We start from the raw sequence: 15314 nt of genomic DNA, 5'->3' as shown, positions 1-15314 counted from the left end.
TTAGATCACTTAATCATTTAAGATCATATTAATCAAAAAGATCAGTTATTTAAAAGCCAATAAATTCTCTTTATTTATGATCATTCTTTCTTTATCATTCAGGAACTATAGTGAAATTACGGTTAGTGTGATACGGATCAAAAATGAAACCAGAAGAGAAATTGTTAATTAAGGCACGAAGCCACAAAGATGGTCATTTATTTGAGGTATCTGAAACAGCCGTTGAATGGATAGAACAATATCAACACTTCAAAGGTGTCACCAAAAGCATAGTTGAGCTTCTTAACCTAATTTCACTTCGTGGGTTTAGCAGCAAAGACGGATACGTTTCAACCACCGAGATTATTGAATCAACCGATGGTCAAGTCACTCGCGCGGCCTTACAGCAAAGGCTAAGAGCCGCAGTAAATATTGGATTGTTCAAACAAATCCCCGTTCGCTTCGAAGAAGGCCTTGCTGGTAAAACCATGCTGCACCGCTTTGTGAACCCAAACCAATTGATATCGGTACTGGGTGCCACCAGCTTGGTGACAGAAAGCGTGAAGCAAAATGAAAAGCAGAAGCGTTCTAAAGCACTAGCTCAAACCAAAGTAAACAAACGCTTACTCAATGAGCATGGACTTAATACTCCCCCAACGATGAAAGATGAAGCGGATCAATTCATTGTTTCGCCAACCAATTGGGCGGGGATTATTGATCAAGCGTTAGCGCCACCTAGAACTCGCAAGAGCTATCAAAAATCCATGGTCTCGATCTCTGGCACTCGAGCTGTGATCGAGACACGATCTTCTAAAAATATCATGACAGTTGACGATCTGATGACGCTATTCGCGTTATTCACACTCACGGTTCAATATCATGATCATCATCAAGATGATTACCATCTAGACGCGAAGCACACGCCGAACAAAACTCCACTCTACATCACTGATATTTTGTCTTTACGTGGCAAGAAAGACAGTGGTCCAGCACGTGATTCGATCCGCGACAGTATTGACCGTATCGAGTTTACGGATTTCCAACTGCATGAGCTTACTGGCCGTTGGCTTAGTGAGAACATGCCAGAGGGCTTTAAGAGTGATCGTTTCCGATTCTTAGCTAGAACCATTACCGCATCGGAAGAGGCTCCTACAGAGGGCTCTGACGGCGAAATTCGCATTAAACCGAACCTATACATCCTGGTTTGGGAGCCTTCTTTCTACGAAGAGCTACTGACGCGTGATTATTTCTTCCTATTTCCGCCAGAAATTCTGAAACAACATACCTTGGTCTTCCAAATGTATTCGTACTTTAGAAGCCGTATGGCACGCCGTCATTCAGATTGCATGTTGCTCAGCGAGCTTAACCAGAAGTTGGCGCGTAACATCGATTGGCGTCGTTTCTCAATGGATCTGATCCGTGAGCTTAGAAAGCTTGGTGAAGCCGGCGATCAAGAAGATACTTTCCTGGTTAACCTTTGGGGTTATCACTTGACGATCACCGCGTTGATCGAAAAAGGCAAAACGACGGATTATCAAGTAGATATTAAATGTAATGTGGAAGAAGTATTACGATATTCAAGAGCGCGTACTACCAACGCCGGTAAGCGTAATATGGCGCCAACGCTGCCGAATCCACTTCGTAACGAGATGGTGTCTAAGCAGAAGCTGGAAGAGTTGTCTGAGATTATCGACGGTGAGTTTGAGCCAATTCAGCGTAAAGCACCGTCGCCAAGAGGTAAATTGGGACGTCGAGTTAAGCAACGTAAACATTCTGTTGAGATCAACGCTGACGAGATCATGATTACTCTCTCTAAATATACCTCTGCAGAGGCTCTAGAACGCAGTATAACGGCTTTATCCGCAATGACAGGGCACTCACATGCCTCAATCAAAGAAGAGTGCTCAGAGCTCATTGAGAAGCTTGATTGGTTGAGAGTAGGGGAAGACGTTATTCCATACGAAACACTGAGTCGTTTGATTGAGCTTTACAACGACCGTGATAGCACCAGCAATCGACACTTGTCCATTGAACGTTTGATCTCTGGTTTAGCTGTGCGTCGTAAAGTGTGTAAACAGGTTCACGAAGGTCACCTTGACGAAAACGTGTTCCTTGCGCTCGATGAAATGGCGATTGGCCACTAGTCATTATCCTGTAGCGATAAGCCTGTATTTACCGTTTATGAATGGATAGTTTTGAACACATTAGATACTGATTAAAATCGCACCTAACGCTGACAAAGTGATGACAAAGTAACGCACCCAGTTGATTATTATTTATTCCGAATAGACAACCTTTGTCCTTTCTTATGATTAATAGATTGGCTCATATTTTGTTACATCATACTGAATAGATTTTTGCGAGTTCCTAAGGGACTCGCTTTTTTTTGCCTGAAATTCAGTGAATCATTAAAATTCAATAGCTTATAGAATTAAACTCCGAAGCATGATCAAGGCTAGATCATGCTTTCTATGGATCTAACTTTGATGAGATTTTGATTTGATGTTTGATCGAGAAGGACTTGATCAGTGGAGGTGGCGTTGAATACTACCTTGATCATCGTTTCGGGGATGGGTTGTCATAAAGCGTACATGTGATTCGATCAATTTCTCTGACTCTGCTTTCCAACGTGGTTTTTGCTGTTGGTTCGTAAACTCCAAAGCCAATACACACAAGTGTTGTAGCCGTTGTATGCACCACTCTTGTAAGGCTGGTTCTGATTTTGGGTCACATGACACGGCTTGCAGCTTGCTATAGGCAAACATCAGGTATTGGTAGGCCTTTTCTTGATGGCTTGAGTTGATGGCCTTCTGTGAAGCCAACTTCGGATTCGATAAGTCAGCGAGGTGGCGATAGAAAGTAAAGATTCTCAGACATCCGTCTAGCCAACATGCGATGCCTTTGCTTTGTTCATCCGTGATCAAAGGCCCCCAGAGTGCATCTGGAGGCGTTAAGATCAAAGGTTCTAACCGTTCCACTTGATCATGCTTTCGGTCTTTGTACCAATCTCCGACTCGCTCTAACCAAGTGTCTAGTTCATTCATGCAACATTATCCCACTGTTTTACAAAGTGATTATCAGCAACTTGCTTGATTTCATGCTGTATTTCGCTGCTCTGCTCTCGAATACGATCGGCGTCTATGGAATAGTTTGGCTCATTTTTTACGAGTTCGCCAAATGGCAGATCAGGATCCGGCACTGCAGAGATCAACAATTTGGTATATGGGTGCTGCGGATTAGTTAAGATCGACTGAGTTGATCCCCACTCAACGATCTGTCCTTTGTACATCACTGCGGTCTCTTCTGCGATGTAATGAGCGGTCGCAAGGTCGTGAGTAATGTATAAGAAGCCTATCCCAAGCTCTTTCTTCATTTTTTGCATGAGATTGAGCACGCCAAGTCGAATTGAAACATCCAGCATCGAGGTTGGTTCATCGGCAAGAATGACTTCGGCCCCAACCGCAAGCGCTCTGGCTAGGTTAACCCGTTGTCTTTGGCCGCCACTGAGCTCGTGAGGGTATTTGGCGAGCGTTTCGACGGGTAACTCCACCAGCGTGAGCAACTCTTTAAGGCGTGCTTCTAGAGCTGCTTTATTAGCGACTTGCTTATGAATCTTAAGCGGGCGAGTTAAGTGGTGCTCTATGGTGTGAGTGGGATTAAGTGAGCCAAACGGGTCTTGAAACACCATTTGCACGCGGCTGCGGTAATCCAAGATATCTTTGCGGCTCTTGAGCGTAGAGATGTCTCTGCCGTTGAACAAGATCTCTCCTTCTGTCGCAGGGTAAACCTTGGTCATCAGCCTCGCGCAGGTGCTTTTCCCGCAACCGGACTCACCAACCAGTGCCAGCGTTCTTCCTGCATATAGGTCGAAGCTCACGCCGTGCAGCGCTCTGAATATCTCTTCTTTGCCAAATCCACCGCCAACAGTGAACTCTTTGACGAGGTTTTTTACTTGAAAAATAGGTTGTGACATAGAGCTCTCCTAGCACGCTGTCGCGTGAGCATGTTCGTGAATATTAGGGAAAGAACTCCATAGCTTTTGGGTGTAGGAGTGCTGCGGATTGTTGCGAATCTCGTAGGCTTGATTGACTTCAACGATTTGGCCATGGCGCATTATGGCAATGCGGTCACACAGTTGGCTCATTAACGCTAAGTCATGAGTAATAAAGAGGATTGAGAAGCCAAACTCCTCTCTGAGTTGGTGTATCTGCTGCAGAATTTCACGTTGTACAACCACATCCAAAGCTGTAGTTGGCTCGTCCATAATGATCAGCTTAGGGTTGAGGGCGAGGGCAATGGCAATCACTAAACGCTGACGCATGCCGCCACTGAATTGGTGAGGGTATTCCGTGAGTCGGTTGCGCGGAATGTTTACCAAGTCGAGTAACTTTTCTGCGCGATCTTTGGCTTGTTCATTGCTCATGCCTTTGTGGTGGCGTAGCACATCAGCAAATTGTTCTTCGATGGTTAATACAGGGTTGAGTGAATTCATTGCACTTTGGAACACCATAGCAATCTCGCTCCAGCGCAAGGTATTCAAATGACTGTCTGATAAGCTCAGCAGATCTTGTCCACCAAACAATATTTGGCCTCCGGATATGAACGCGGGCGGCTTATGCAGACGGTTAATGGCAAACGCGATGGTACTTTTGCCACAGCCAGATTCCCCGGCTAAGCCAAAAATTTCACCTTGGCCTATGCTAAAGCTGACGGATTTGACCGCGTTGAAATCACCGTCATCGGTGATGTAATCGACACATAAATTCTTCACTTCGAGAAGTGGTGTATCTGAAATTCCCACAGACATGATAAATACTCAGTTATGATATTGATAACTATTATCATTAACATGTGTTGGATTTAGTGAAAGCGAACAGCACAAAAAGAATGAAGTGCCTCGAAATTTATCTTGGGTTATTTCACGAATTTTCAGCAGAAAAGAAGCATTGAAAGAGGGGAAAATGAGAGTTGGATCAAACCACATTTCTTATGGGGAATCTTTTAAATGTAATTGCAGAAAATGCCTTTGGCAAAGTTTAAATGAGGCATTTATTAATTAGCTTTGTGAAGCGTCGGAATCATCACATTTCAGTACAGATTTTCTTAACAAGCGAAATAGCATTTGCTACAGATTACCTGTCCATTACATGGTGCTTTTCGGAGGAAAACATGTCCATTAATTCTATCAACCATGATGAAATGACAAATATTGCAAACAAGTGGGATGCTGAAGAAGAAGTATCTTTCAAACCAGAAAAGAAAATGAAGTCCGCTGAAGCTCGTCGTCGTATCGAGGCTCTAAGAGAAATTAGAGAAAGCGGTTTGAGTCTGGAAGAAGCGAGGGAGCTAGGTCTTATTCACTAATAATCCCCATTGCATTTAGAAGGGTGGCACCATGCCACCCTTTGATTTATAAGTGCTTTTTCATAATTCCTATCTAGATTAAATCAACATTTTGATTCTTTAGATCTTTGCTTCGCTTAGCTGATCCCTTTTGATATTACGTTCTTTAGATGAAAAACACGCACATGGCATACTCTTGAACTAAGTTGTTTGACAGTAATATGCAACGCCACTAATTTTAAAGTTAAAGCAAAAATATGTGATGTCGTTGGTAAGGAGAGGCTATGTCTAATTCTGTGGCACAAGCTAAAGAAGTGCTGTTTTATGAACCTGAAGATCCGAACGGATACCTGTCAAATTTTGCGGCTTGTCCCATCAAGGTAGGTGATCAAGTTTGGGCAACCAGCGAACATTATTATCAAGCGATGAAGTTTGCTTCTGAAGCATTACGCAATACCATTTTGGAAGCCAGTACCCCTGCTGAAGCGTTCTCTTTAAGTCGTGACTATGAAGACCAAGTTCGAAAAGATTGGTATGACATTCGTGTTGAAGTGATGCGATTCATTGTGACCGAGAAGTTCAGACAGAACCCACAATTTGCTCTGTTCCTGACGGGGACAGGTGATTCAGTGATTAAAGAGCACTCTCATAAAGATCACTTTTGGGGAGATGGGGGCGATGGAACTGGTGAAAACCACCTCGGTGAGATTTTGATGGCAGTGCGTCAAGAGCTTCGTACTCAGCAACTGCATTTGATTGCTGCGCATTAAATGAATTGACTCGAGTTCTAGTGATACGTTTGTTAAGCCTTCACTAATAAATTAAAAGGCCGCCCTGTAAGCTTACAGAGCGGCCTTTGTCATTGTTAGTCACTAGGTTGACCAAAAGTACAAAAACGTGTCACGAAGTCATTCATGGGCTATTAGCTAATCAAGTGAGCGCTAGCCAAATGCTATAGATAGCTTTGTACAATGTCGTTGAGCTGCCCATCGTCTTTCATCTGGTCCAGACGTTGGTTAATGAAGGTTTGCAGTTTAGGGTCCATCTCAGGGTCGAACGCTAAATGGATAGGGTAGTTATTAATGACTGAACCGAACTCTTGCATCTGGTAGTCATTAATACTCAGCTTCTGCTCGTTTAGGTTGTATTTGATTCGTGATTCCATTTCAACAAACACTGTATCACCAGGTGCACGGTTCAGGACTCGAAAAGCCGCGCTGTAATCCTTAACTCGAATCTCGTTGAGCTTGCCTTGTTGGATGTAAGGTTCTAGGTTCGGATATTCAAACCCCACCAGCAATACCACTGCTTTTCCGTCTAGATCGTCGATTGTATTAAACTCAAACGGCTTCTTACCGCTGCTGAGTAGCACATGTTTTACATTGTAAATCGGATCTTCAGACAGGTTAACAGATTGGATATTTCCCCAACTTGGGCTGCCGTAGGTTACCCAGTTTGGGTTCTCTCTCGCATCGAGTTTGTCGATCATTCGATTAAATGGGTAGGTGTGGTACTTGATCTCATACTGGCTGTCATCGAATACCGCTTCAACGATATCAGAAACCATTCCTCTGTGAGATGACCCGTCAGTTTCGATCTGAAAAGGTTGCGCTTGGCTCGCAATAATGTAGTAGTGAAGAGGTTCGCTTGCAAGAGCATAACTGCTTGAAAACAAACTGACTATGGATGCAACGATAAGATGTTTTTTCATAACCTTCCCTAGTTATTTGATGAATGACTACTATTATACTAGTTGAGTAATTGTAGTTTGCTAGGATAACAATAATGGTAATTTGTGTATGGTGAAAAAAGGAAAACGCTATATTGGACTCTCCCGACAGTTGATCGGGACTATCATAGCAATTAGTACCTTATTCACAGTTATAGTGACAGGTCTCGGGTTGTATGTAGAGTATCAAAGTCGAGTTTCTTTTATTAGTTCTCAGATCGAACAGGTTAAGGCTGGCTATCTTTCTGGCTTAACAGCGAGTTTGTGGGTTGAAGATCGAGAGCAGTTGCTTGTGCAAGCTGAAGGCATCTCTCGCCTCCCCTCAGTTAGCTATCTTCTTATCGAAAGCCCTGATGAAAAAATTCTAGAATTAGGTAAAAAGACTGAAGGTCAGTCTTATTCTCAGTCTTGGGAAATGGTTCACCAAATGGCGGGGACAGATTTCCCATTGGCGACGCTCACGGTGCAATCTGATTTGAGCATGATCCTCAATGACTTTGAAGAACGCGTACTATTACTACTCGCCTTCGAAGCCGTTAAAATCTTCTTGTTGTCTCTGGTGTGTCTAACGATAGTGTATCGCCTCGTTGTGAAGCGTTTAATGACCATGTCTTCCCAGATCAATCAGCAACGAGTAGAAGACAACAAACCGCGTTTTTTAACACCAACCGATTCGACTTACAAAGATGAGATCTCGACGCTAGAAAGCAGTTACAACCAGTCAATTGAACGCATTCGTCAACAGTACCAAGAACTGGAAAAAGCCAAAGATATCGCCGAGGTGGCTAACCGTAACAAAAGTGAATTCCTGGCTAACATGAGCCACGAGATCCGTACCCCAATGAATGGGATTATCGGGCTGTCGTCTCTGCTTTCTGAAATGGATATGCAGAAAGAGCAGAAAGAGTATGTCAATATGCTCAACACCTCTTCACTTACCCTGCTAGACCTGATTAATGACATTCTCGATTATTCGAAGATTGAAGCGGGGCGACTAGAGCTTCAGCAAGAGCCGATGAAAATGATGGGCATTGCGGCCGACGTTGAGTCAACCTTCCGAGTAAAAGCGGAACAGAAAGGACTTCGATTCCAATTGGCGATCGACCCTAAGATCCCAACCATGGTGATCGGTGATGGTACTCAACTAAGACAAGTCCTAAATAACTTAGTCGGCAACGCAATTAAATTTACTGAGCATGGTCATGTCACGCTCTCGCTTCGTTTGGAAGAAGTGGTTGAGCCTGAGCAAAAACTCAGAGTGAAGTTCGAGGTTGTCGACAGCGGCATCGGTATTGCAGAAGACAAACAGCAATCGGTATTTGATAAGTTTCAACAAGCCGACGGCAGTACCACGCGTATTTACGGAGGCACTGGGCTTGGTCTAACAATATGCGAGAAGATAGTGACATTGATGGGCAGTAAGCTTGAACTAACCAGTGTTGAAGGTCAGGGCAGTACATTCTATTTTACGGCTGACTTTGACGTATGTTTAGAAGCCGACGAAAGCAATATCGATTTCACTAAGGTTTCGGTTTTGCTAGTGGATGATAGCCAGCTGAACATGCGTATAACGTCTACACAGCTTCAATCCTTCGGCGTTAAGTCTGAGTGCTGTGAAACGGCAAACCAAGCGTTAGAGTTGGTTTCAGAGTCTGTGGCTAAGTCATCGCCATACGATTTAGTGCTGATTGATAAAGTGATGCCGTCGGTTGATGGCTTCCAACTGGCAAGAAGCTTGGTCGAGCGCTTTGGTAGCGAGTGTCCTAAGTTAGTGATGATCTCCGCCGACCCAAGAAAGCAAGATGAAGTTCGCGCGAAACAAGTCGGCTTTGTCGCTTACATCGCTCGCCCTTATCAAGACAATCAACTTAAGTGGACCATCAGTGAGGTGCTTGCGAGAGCCGCTGATACTTCAACCTTCACCTATCCAAATCGAGGCGAGGTGGCGTTTAAAGACAATGAACCGGTACCAGTCACCAAACCTGCGACTGTTGCTAAGCCAGCACAACCAGAGAAAACGGCTTTAAAAGAAGAACCAAAACCTGCGGCGGTCACAACCTCTTTTAGTGGCAAAGTCTTAGTTGTGGAAGATTCGAGAGTGAATCAACAAGTGGCCAAGATGATGCTTAAGAAGCTCGGGTTTGAAGTCGACATTGCCGACAACGGTAAAGTTGGAGTCGATAAATTCAAATACAATGAATATGTGATGATATTTATGGATTGTCAGATGCCGGTTCTTGATGGTTTTGAAGCAACCAAACAGATCCGAGCACTCGAAGAGGGGACGTCGAAACATATCCCAATCGTAGCGCTGACAGCCAATGTAGTGCAAAGGGATAAGCATTTGTGCTTTGATGTGGGCATGGATGAGTTTTTACCTAAACCGGTTAACCAAGGCAAACTGAGAGAGATCGTAGCGAGTTTTTTGTCGGATAAGAGCGAGTTAGCGGGAGAAGGTGAACAGAAGATTGTTTAGTCTGTGCGCCATTATATCCGATTGTTAAACCTCAAAACTCCGACCTAATCCGTCGGAGTTTTTGTATATGCTAGCTTTACTTCCTCCCTTATTGCGAGACCTAAGCCATACGGCGTTACCCGATGCTATCAATGTGGATCACCACAGAATCTGGTCGCCAGTATTCCAATTCACAGTCCATTAGCTCGCCATCTTGTTTGTAGTTTACACGGCAGATCTTCAGCACTGGCTGACCTTCAGCTAGGTTTAACGCCTTAGCGACATGCGCAGGAGCGGAAGTGGGAATGACATCAAAGCGCGATCGTTTGGTCTCGTAGCCGTATTTTTCTCGGTAGATTCCCGTCAGCGACATGGTGAGATTTTCCGACAATACTTTCTCAAATAGCGGTGCTTTCAGTACGTTTTCAACGAACAGTACCGCTCTACCATCAATAAAGCGTAATCGCTCAATCACGTGTATTGGCGTTATCTGCTCTATCTCTAATGCTTTGGCGTAGTCGCCAGCCGCCATCTCTGTGCGAGTGCTCAGCAGTCGTGTTTCTGCAATGCGATCTTGTTCGCGAATCATTTGATGAAAGTGAGAACGAGACAATGGATTGTAGCGAATACGTTCGGGTGACACATACCAGCCTCGGCGCTCCTCTCGGTATATTAGACCTTCAGTTTCTAACGACACCAATGCATCTTTGAGCGTGATTCGTGTGGTGGAAAACAGTTCGCTGAGCTCTCGTTCGGATGGCAGTTTTTGTCCCTCGGTGAAGATACCCGATTGAAGTTGTTCTCTGATGCTCGCCTTAATTCTACCTAGCTGTGTCCCTGATTGCGCTGTTGCCAATGTTCTCATTGCTGATCTAGTCCATAAGTTCGTGTGCTCAATAAGGTAAACCATGGAGTTAACAGGAATGTGACAGTAAACAAGGGCTTACTGTCATATGAGTGAAATATAACTGCCATGTAAATGCATCTGAACTGTCAAATAAGTTGCGCGAAAGCGTCATATTCTGGCGATAGCATACAAAACGAACTTACTGACCTAGTCCAGAGGGATAGAGACAATGAAAACTTTGCTTAGCCGTTCAACTGTATCGCCAGCCAAACTTATGGGTTCATCTACAAAGCTAATCGGCGCAACGTTAATAACGGCAACACTTTCAATGCCAGCGATGGCGAAGGATGCTGATCTTGAGTCATTGATTGAAGCCGCTCAAAAAGAGGGTGCGGTTTACAGTGTGGGTATGCCAGACAGTTGGGCAAACTGGAAAGGCACATGGGCTGATCTGAAAGCAAACTACGGTTTGAAGCATCAGGATACTGACATGAGCTCAGCACAAGAGATCTCGAAATTTGAAGCAGAGAAAAGAAACGCAACCGCAGATATCGGTGACGTTGGCTTCGCCTTTGCACGTGTTGCGGTGAAGAAAGACGTGACTCAGCCATACAAGCCAAGTACTTGGAATGATATTCCGGACTGGGCGAAAGACAAAGATGGTCACTGGGCTCTGGCTTATACGGGCACTATCTCGTTTATATCAAACAACAACCTTGTTAAAGACGCACCAAAATCTTGGAGTGACCTACTCGAAGGCGATTACAAAGTCACTGTAGGTGACGTAGGTGTCGCAGCACAAGCTAACAACGCGATTCTAGCGGCGGCATTTGCGAATGGCGGTGACGAGTCGAACCTAAAACCGGCGATTAAGTTCTTTGGTGAACTAGCGAAGCAAGGTCGCCTATCTTACACAGATCCAAGTATTGCGAACCTTGAAAAAGGCGAAGTGGAAGTCGCGATCATGTGGGATTTCAACGCACTGAACTACCGCGACAAGATTGACCGTGAGCGCTTTACCGTAAACATCCCACAAGATGGTTCAGTGATCTCTGGTTACACCACCATCATCAATAAATATGCAAAGAACCCGAATGCGGCGAAGTTGGCTCGTGAATATATCTTCAGTGACCAAGGCCAGATCAACCTAGCAGAAGGTTACGCGCGCCCAATCCGTAGCAACGTTACGCTTCCTCAATCAGTACAAGACAAGCTGATCTCGAACGAGCAATACAGCAACGTTCACCCAGTCACTGATTTCTCAGCATGGGAAAAATCAGCACGTCGTCTGCCGCGTCAATGGCAAGAAAGCGTCTTGATTCATCAGCAGTAATCCATATTCAAAACAAGCAACAGAGAATAGACCATGAGCAATAAGGTTATCCTTGTTGTTCTAGATGGACTGAATTATCAGGTAGCCCGTGATTGCATGGGCTACCTGAACGGTCTTCTAGAACTAAGCAATTTGCAGATAAAACAGGGCGATTTGCACAATAAACAGGGCGATTCGTACAATAAACAGAGCACTTCGCAAAGCACGCAAAAAAACAAGCTGCGCGCCACACTTTACCCAATGCAGTGTGAACTGCCGTCCATGTCACGCCCACTGTATGAATGCATCTTAACTGGGGCTCGCCCTGTTGAGAGTGGCATCGTTAACAATCAAATCGTGCGTTTGTCGAATCACGAGTCGATCTTTAGTTTGGCTAAATCGCAAGGCAAAGTGACGGCTGCCGCGGCCTATCACTGGGTGAGCGAGTTGTATAATCGAGCGCCATTTGATGCCGTGCGTGACCGTTTCACCAACGATGAAACCATGAACATTCAACATGGCTGTTTCTACCACTGGGATCACTACCCAGATGAAGCCTTGTTCTTGGATGCCGAGCACCTGCGCGTGACTCATCAGCCTGATTTCTTATTGATTCACCCAATGAACATTGACGACATGGGCCACAAGCATGGGTTGGATTCTCGCCAGTACCGCAATAGTGCACGTGGCGCGGATATCTACCTGTCGAACTACCTTGAGAAATGGGTAGACGATGGTTATCAAGTGATCATTACCAGTGACCATGGCATGAACAATGACTTGTCTCACGGTGGTATTCTGCCTGAAGAGCGTGAAGTGCCTTTCTTTGTGATTGGCGATAAGTTCACACACCAAGAATGTTCAGTGAAACAGACCGATATCTGCGGCAGCGTCTGTCAGTTACTCAACCTTGAACACGATAAATCTTACACTCAGGAATTGTTGGCCCTATGAGCAGTTCTGTAATCACGCAGAGCGATGGCTCTGCGCTTAAACCTCAAACCAAATCTTGGTTCAAACGCTTCAAGCCCGCTTTGTGGCTTGCGCCTTTCGCCCTGTTTTTCTATCTGTTCCAACTAGCACCTATGGTTTGGGTGTTGATCAACAGCTTCTTCTACGACGATGAGCTTTCTTTAGAAAACTACTCTGAAGTCTTCGATTCAGCCTTCATGATGCAGGCCTTTGGTAACAGTTTATGGCTGTCGATTTGGTCGAGTATCTTTGGTTTGGCCATTGCGACTCTGCTCGTTTCTTCATTGCGCCGTGTCGACTCTAAAATCCGCGACGCAGTGATTGCTTTCACCAACATGAGCAGCAATTTCTCTGGTGTGCCTCTGTCGTTCGCCTTCATCATCATATTAGGCACCAACGGGGCAATCACCTTATTGCTTAAGCAGTATGGATTGCTAGGGGACTTCGACTTGTACGGCAAGTGGGGTTTGCTAGCAATGTACATCTACTTCCAGATCCCATTGGCGGTGCTGTTGCTGTATCCAGCGTTTGATGCCCTTAGCGATGACTGGCAAGCCGCCTCAGCGCTGCTTGGTGCGAAAACCTGGCAATACTGGACCAAAGTTGCGTTGCCTGTGCTGTCTCCAGCTTTATTTGGCACCTTCATCATCTTGATTGCCAATGCGATTGGCGCCTATGCGAGCGTGTATGCGTTGACCTCGGGTAACTACAACGTGATTACGATTCGTATCGCGAGCTTGGTATCAGGCGACTTGTTCCTAGAACCTAATCTAGCTGCCGCAATTTCCGTGATTCTGATGGCGATGCTGGCCTTCATCACCGTGATTAACCAATGGCTGATCAGCAAAAGCTACGCAGGGAAGAGAAAGTAATGAACACCGTAAATACTCACTTTCATAAAACCGTGGTCTATTCGATCGTTGGTATCATGATGATCCCGATCTTAGCGACCTTCATTTACTCGATCTCGTCGCGTTGGGGCGCCACGATCTTGCCTGATGGTTTTACTTTGGATTGGTACATCAATCTTCTGACGGATCCTCGCTTCTTACAAGCCTTTGGTCGTTCACTGTTTATCTGTGTAGCGGCGTTGTCACTGAGTGTGGTGTTGATTCTGCCTGCGATTTTCGTGGTGTTTTATTATTTCCCGAAACTCGACAAGATCATGAATATCCTTATTTTATTGCCATTCGCCGTGCCGCCTGTTGTGTCGTCGGTGGGGTTGCTTCAATTGTATGCCGATAGCGAAATCTCACTGATAGGCACACCATGGATCCTGATTGGTACTTACTTCACCATCGCGCTGCCATTTATGTATCGCGCGATTGCCAACAGTTTTGAAGCGATCAACCTGCACGACTTGATGGACGCTGCCCACCTACTCGGCGCAAGCACCACTAAGGCGTTCTTATTGATTATTCTGCCAAACCTCAAGAAAGGCTTAATGGCGTCGCTGTTCTTGTCGTTCTCGTTCCTATTGGGTGAGTTCGTGTTTGCCAATATCTTGGTCGGTACACGTTACGAGACGCTGCAAATCTACCTATACAACATGCGTCAAACCAGTGGTCACTTCACGTCAGCGCTTGTGATGACGTACTTCCTGTTTATTTTCTTACTGACTTGGTTGGCAAGTCGTTTCAGCCAAGGAACCAAATAATGAGCTATGTAAATGCGAAAAACCTCACCAAGAGCTTTGGCGACAACACAGTGTTTGAAGACATTGAATTCTCCATCGAGAAGGGAGAGTTCATCACGCTGCTTGGCCCAAGTGGCTGTGGCAAATCAACGCTGCTGCGCAGCTTGGCAGGCCTGAATCCGGTCGATAGTGGCGAAATCTGGGTTAATGGCGAAGAGATTACTCACCAAGTGCCGCAACAGCGTGGCATCGGTATGGTGTTTCAATCTTATGCGCTGTTCCCGAACATGACGGTTGAGGGCAACATTGCGTTTGGCCTCAAGATGAAAAAGCTTGCTGCTGACGAGATTAAGCGTGAAGTCGCAAAAGTGATTGGGCTGGTGGATTTAACGGGCAAAGAGAAGTTCTACCCGCATCAGCTATCAGGCGGTCAGCGTCAGCGTGTGGCTTTGGCAAGAGCCTTGGTGGTTAAGCCTCGTATATTATTACTCGATGAGCCGCTTTCAGCGCTGGATGCGAAGATCCGTAAGCATTTGCGCCAGCAGATCCGAGACATCCAAAAAGAGATGAACCTGACCACGATCTTCGTGACTCATGATCAGGAAGAAGCGATGATCATGTCTGACCGCATCTTCTTGATGAACAAAGGCGAGATCGTTCAAGCAGGTACACCAGAAGAGATCTACACTCAACCTGCCAATGAATTCGTGGCGGGGTTCATGGGTCACTACAATCTGGTGCAAGCCAACAAAGCTAAGCAGCTGTTTAATATTGAAACCGAGTGGAAAGTGGCGATTCGACCTGAATCTATCTACGTTAAAGAGCAAGGCCGACAATATGGCGAACATATCTCTGCGCCGAAAACCGGTACCATTCGCAATCACCAGCTATTAGGCAATGTGATTCGCTATCAAGTGGACGTTGATGAGTGTGAACTGACGGTCGACCTGCTTAACCGTTCTTCTGAACGACTGTTGGCAAACGGTAGCCAACTTGAACTCCTGTTTAACCTTAACGAAATTCAACCTGTGAGAGCCTAAG

The 15314-nt window shown here is 45.3% G+C and carries 14 protein-coding genes; 9 read left to right on the top strand and 5 right to left on the bottom strand.

Annotated elements, in window-relative coordinates:
- The first annotated feature begins 143 nt into the window (after window positions 1–143).
- A complete protein-coding gene (locus L4C44_RS08930) occupies window positions 144–2123 on the top strand; it encodes a replication initiator protein RctB domain-containing protein (RefSeq protein ID WP_086714653.1) in 1980 nt (659 codons plus the stop codon).
- 381 nt (window positions 2124–2504) lie between these two features.
- Here L4C44_RS08930 and L4C44_RS08925 read toward each other — a convergent pair whose 3' ends face one another.
- From L4C44_RS08925 to L4C44_RS08915, 3 genes are read right to left on the bottom strand one after another with little or no spacing between them, the layout of a single operon-like run.
- A complete protein-coding gene (locus L4C44_RS08925) occupies window positions 2505–3023 on the bottom strand; it encodes a transcriptional regulator (RefSeq protein ID WP_371714101.1) in 519 nt (172 codons plus the stop codon).
- The gene (locus L4C44_RS08920) at window positions 3020–3952 is read right to left on the bottom strand and encodes an ATP-binding cassette domain-containing protein (protein WP_285953424.1); all 933 of its coding nucleotides are present in this window, start codon (window positions 3950–3952) and stop codon (window positions 3020–3022) included. Before L4C44_RS08920 ends, L4C44_RS08925 begins: the two co-directional genes overlap by 4 nt.
- Before the next feature lie 9 nt (window positions 3953–3961).
- Window positions 3962–4786 (bottom strand): ABC transporter ATP-binding protein, encoded by an 825-nt coding sequence (locus L4C44_RS08915; RefSeq protein ID WP_146492671.1) that lies wholly within the window; start codon window positions 4784–4786, stop codon window positions 3962–3964.
- Window positions 4787–5148: 362 nt separating this feature from the next.
- Here L4C44_RS08915 and L4C44_RS08910 point away from each other — a divergent pair, with 362 nt between their 5' ends.
- The gene (locus L4C44_RS08910) at window positions 5149–5343 is read left to right on the top strand and encodes a PA3496 family putative envelope integrity protein (RefSeq protein ID WP_004736928.1); all 195 of its coding nucleotides are present in this window, start codon (window positions 5149–5151) and stop codon (window positions 5341–5343) included.
- Between the two features lie 263 nt (window positions 5344–5606).
- The gene (ybiA, locus tag L4C44_RS08905; RefSeq protein ID WP_146492670.1) at window positions 5607–6092 is read left to right on the top strand and encodes a riboflavin biosynthesis intermediates N-glycosidase; all 486 of its coding nucleotides are present in this window, start codon (window positions 5607–5609) and stop codon (window positions 6090–6092) included.
- A 182-nt stretch (window positions 6093–6274) separates the two neighbouring features.
- On the opposite strand, the gene L4C44_RS08900 is transcribed toward ybiA, so the two are convergent.
- Complete coding sequence (locus L4C44_RS08900) at window positions 6275–7033, bottom strand: substrate-binding periplasmic protein (protein WP_428804904.1); 759 nt, start codon at window positions 7031–7033, stop codon at window positions 6275–6277.
- Between the two features lie 88 nt (window positions 7034–7121).
- On the opposite strand from L4C44_RS08900, the gene L4C44_RS08895 reads away from it, so the two are divergent.
- Window positions 7122–9527, top strand: a complete 2406-nt coding sequence (locus tag L4C44_RS08895; protein WP_428804903.1) for a response regulator — start codon at window positions 7122–7124, stop codon at window positions 9525–9527.
- Window positions 9528–9642: 115 nt separating this feature from the next.
- On the opposite strand, the gene L4C44_RS08890 is transcribed toward L4C44_RS08895, so the two are convergent.
- Window positions 9643–10371, bottom strand: coding sequence for a UTRA domain-containing protein (locus L4C44_RS08890; protein ID WP_146492667.1), 729 nt, complete (start codon window positions 10369–10371; stop codon window positions 9643–9645).
- Window positions 10372–10582: 211 nt separating this feature from the next.
- On the opposite strand from L4C44_RS08890, the gene L4C44_RS08885 reads away from it, so the two are divergent.
- From L4C44_RS08885 to L4C44_RS08865, 5 genes are read left to right on the top strand one after another with little or no spacing between them, the layout of a single operon-like run.
- Window positions 10583–11686 carry an ABC transporter substrate-binding protein gene (locus tag L4C44_RS08885; protein WP_428804902.1) on the top strand — a complete coding sequence of 368 codons (1104 nt, stop codon included), beginning with the start codon at window positions 10583–10585 and terminating at the stop codon, window positions 11684–11686.
- Between the two features lie 33 nt (window positions 11687–11719).
- Window positions 11720–12619 (top strand): alkaline phosphatase family protein, encoded by a 900-nt coding sequence (locus tag L4C44_RS08880; RefSeq protein WP_428804901.1) that lies wholly within the window; start codon window positions 11720–11722, stop codon window positions 12617–12619.
- A complete protein-coding gene (locus L4C44_RS08875; protein ID WP_428804900.1) occupies window positions 12616–13509 on the top strand; it encodes an ABC transporter permease in 894 nt (297 codons plus the stop codon). The genes L4C44_RS08880 and L4C44_RS08875 overlap by 4 nt, the downstream gene beginning before the upstream one ends.
- Window positions 13509–14294, top strand: coding sequence for an ABC transporter permease (locus tag L4C44_RS08870; RefSeq protein ID WP_210472204.1), 786 nt, complete (start codon window positions 13509–13511; stop codon window positions 14292–14294). Before L4C44_RS08875 ends, L4C44_RS08870 begins: the two co-directional genes overlap by 1 nt.
- Window positions 14294–15313 (top strand): ABC transporter ATP-binding protein, encoded by a 1020-nt coding sequence (locus tag L4C44_RS08865; RefSeq protein ID WP_428804899.1) that lies wholly within the window; start codon window positions 14294–14296, stop codon window positions 15311–15313. Before L4C44_RS08870 ends, L4C44_RS08865 begins: the two co-directional genes overlap by 1 nt.
- Window position 15314 lies beyond the last annotated feature (1 nt).

Origin of the sequence: Vibrio satsumensis (genome assembly GCF_050337435.1) — a bacterium.
Classification (GTDB): domain Bacteria; phylum Pseudomonadota; class Gammaproteobacteria; order Enterobacterales; family Vibrionaceae; genus Vibrio; species Vibrio satsumensis.
This window is presented reverse-complemented; position numbering and strand designations above follow the sequence as displayed.

What these genes read in the sequence shown, in the direction of transcription:
- L4C44_RS08930 (WP_086714653.1), top strand. Translation starts at nt 144, where the DNA reads ATGAAACCAGAAGAGAAATTGTTAATTAAGGCACGAAGCCACAAAGAT.
- L4C44_RS08925 (WP_371714101.1), bottom strand. Translation starts at nt 3,023, where the DNA reads ATGAATGAACTAGACACTTGGTTAGAGCGAGTCGGAGATTGGTACAAA.
- L4C44_RS08920 (WP_285953424.1), bottom strand. Translation starts at nt 3,952, where the DNA reads ATGTCACAACCTATTTTTCAAGTAAAAAACCTCGTCAAAGAGTTCACT.
- L4C44_RS08915 (WP_146492671.1), bottom strand. Translation starts at nt 4,786, where the DNA reads ATGTCTGTGGGAATTTCAGATACACCACTTCTCGAAGTGAAGAATTTA.
- L4C44_RS08910 (WP_004736928.1), top strand. Translation starts at nt 5,149, where the DNA reads ATGTCCATTAATTCTATCAACCATGATGAAATGACAAATATTGCAAAC.
- ybiA (WP_146492670.1), top strand. Translation starts at nt 5,607, where the DNA reads ATGTCTAATTCTGTGGCACAAGCTAAAGAAGTGCTGTTTTATGAACCT.
- L4C44_RS08900 (WP_428804904.1), bottom strand. Translation starts at nt 7,033, where the DNA reads ATGAAAAAACATCTTATCGTTGCATCCATAGTCAGTTTGTTTTCAAGC.
- L4C44_RS08895 (WP_428804903.1), top strand. Translation starts at nt 7,122, where the DNA reads ATGGTGAAAAAAGGAAAACGCTATATTGGACTCTCCCGACAGTTGATC.
- L4C44_RS08890 (WP_146492667.1), bottom strand. Translation starts at nt 10,371, where the DNA reads ATGAGAACATTGGCAACAGCGCAATCAGGGACACAGCTAGGTAGAATT.
- L4C44_RS08885 (WP_428804902.1), top strand. Translation starts at nt 10,583, where the DNA reads ATGAAAACTTTGCTTAGCCGTTCAACTGTATCGCCAGCCAAACTTATG.
- L4C44_RS08880 (WP_428804901.1), top strand. Translation starts at nt 11,720, where the DNA reads ATGAGCAATAAGGTTATCCTTGTTGTTCTAGATGGACTGAATTATCAG.
- L4C44_RS08875 (WP_428804900.1), top strand. Translation starts at nt 12,616, where the DNA reads ATGAGCAGTTCTGTAATCACGCAGAGCGATGGCTCTGCGCTTAAACCT.
- L4C44_RS08870 (WP_210472204.1), top strand. Translation starts at nt 13,509, where the DNA reads ATGAACACCGTAAATACTCACTTTCATAAAACCGTGGTCTATTCGATC.
- L4C44_RS08865 (WP_428804899.1), top strand. Translation starts at nt 14,294, where the DNA reads ATGAGCTATGTAAATGCGAAAAACCTCACCAAGAGCTTTGGCGACAAC.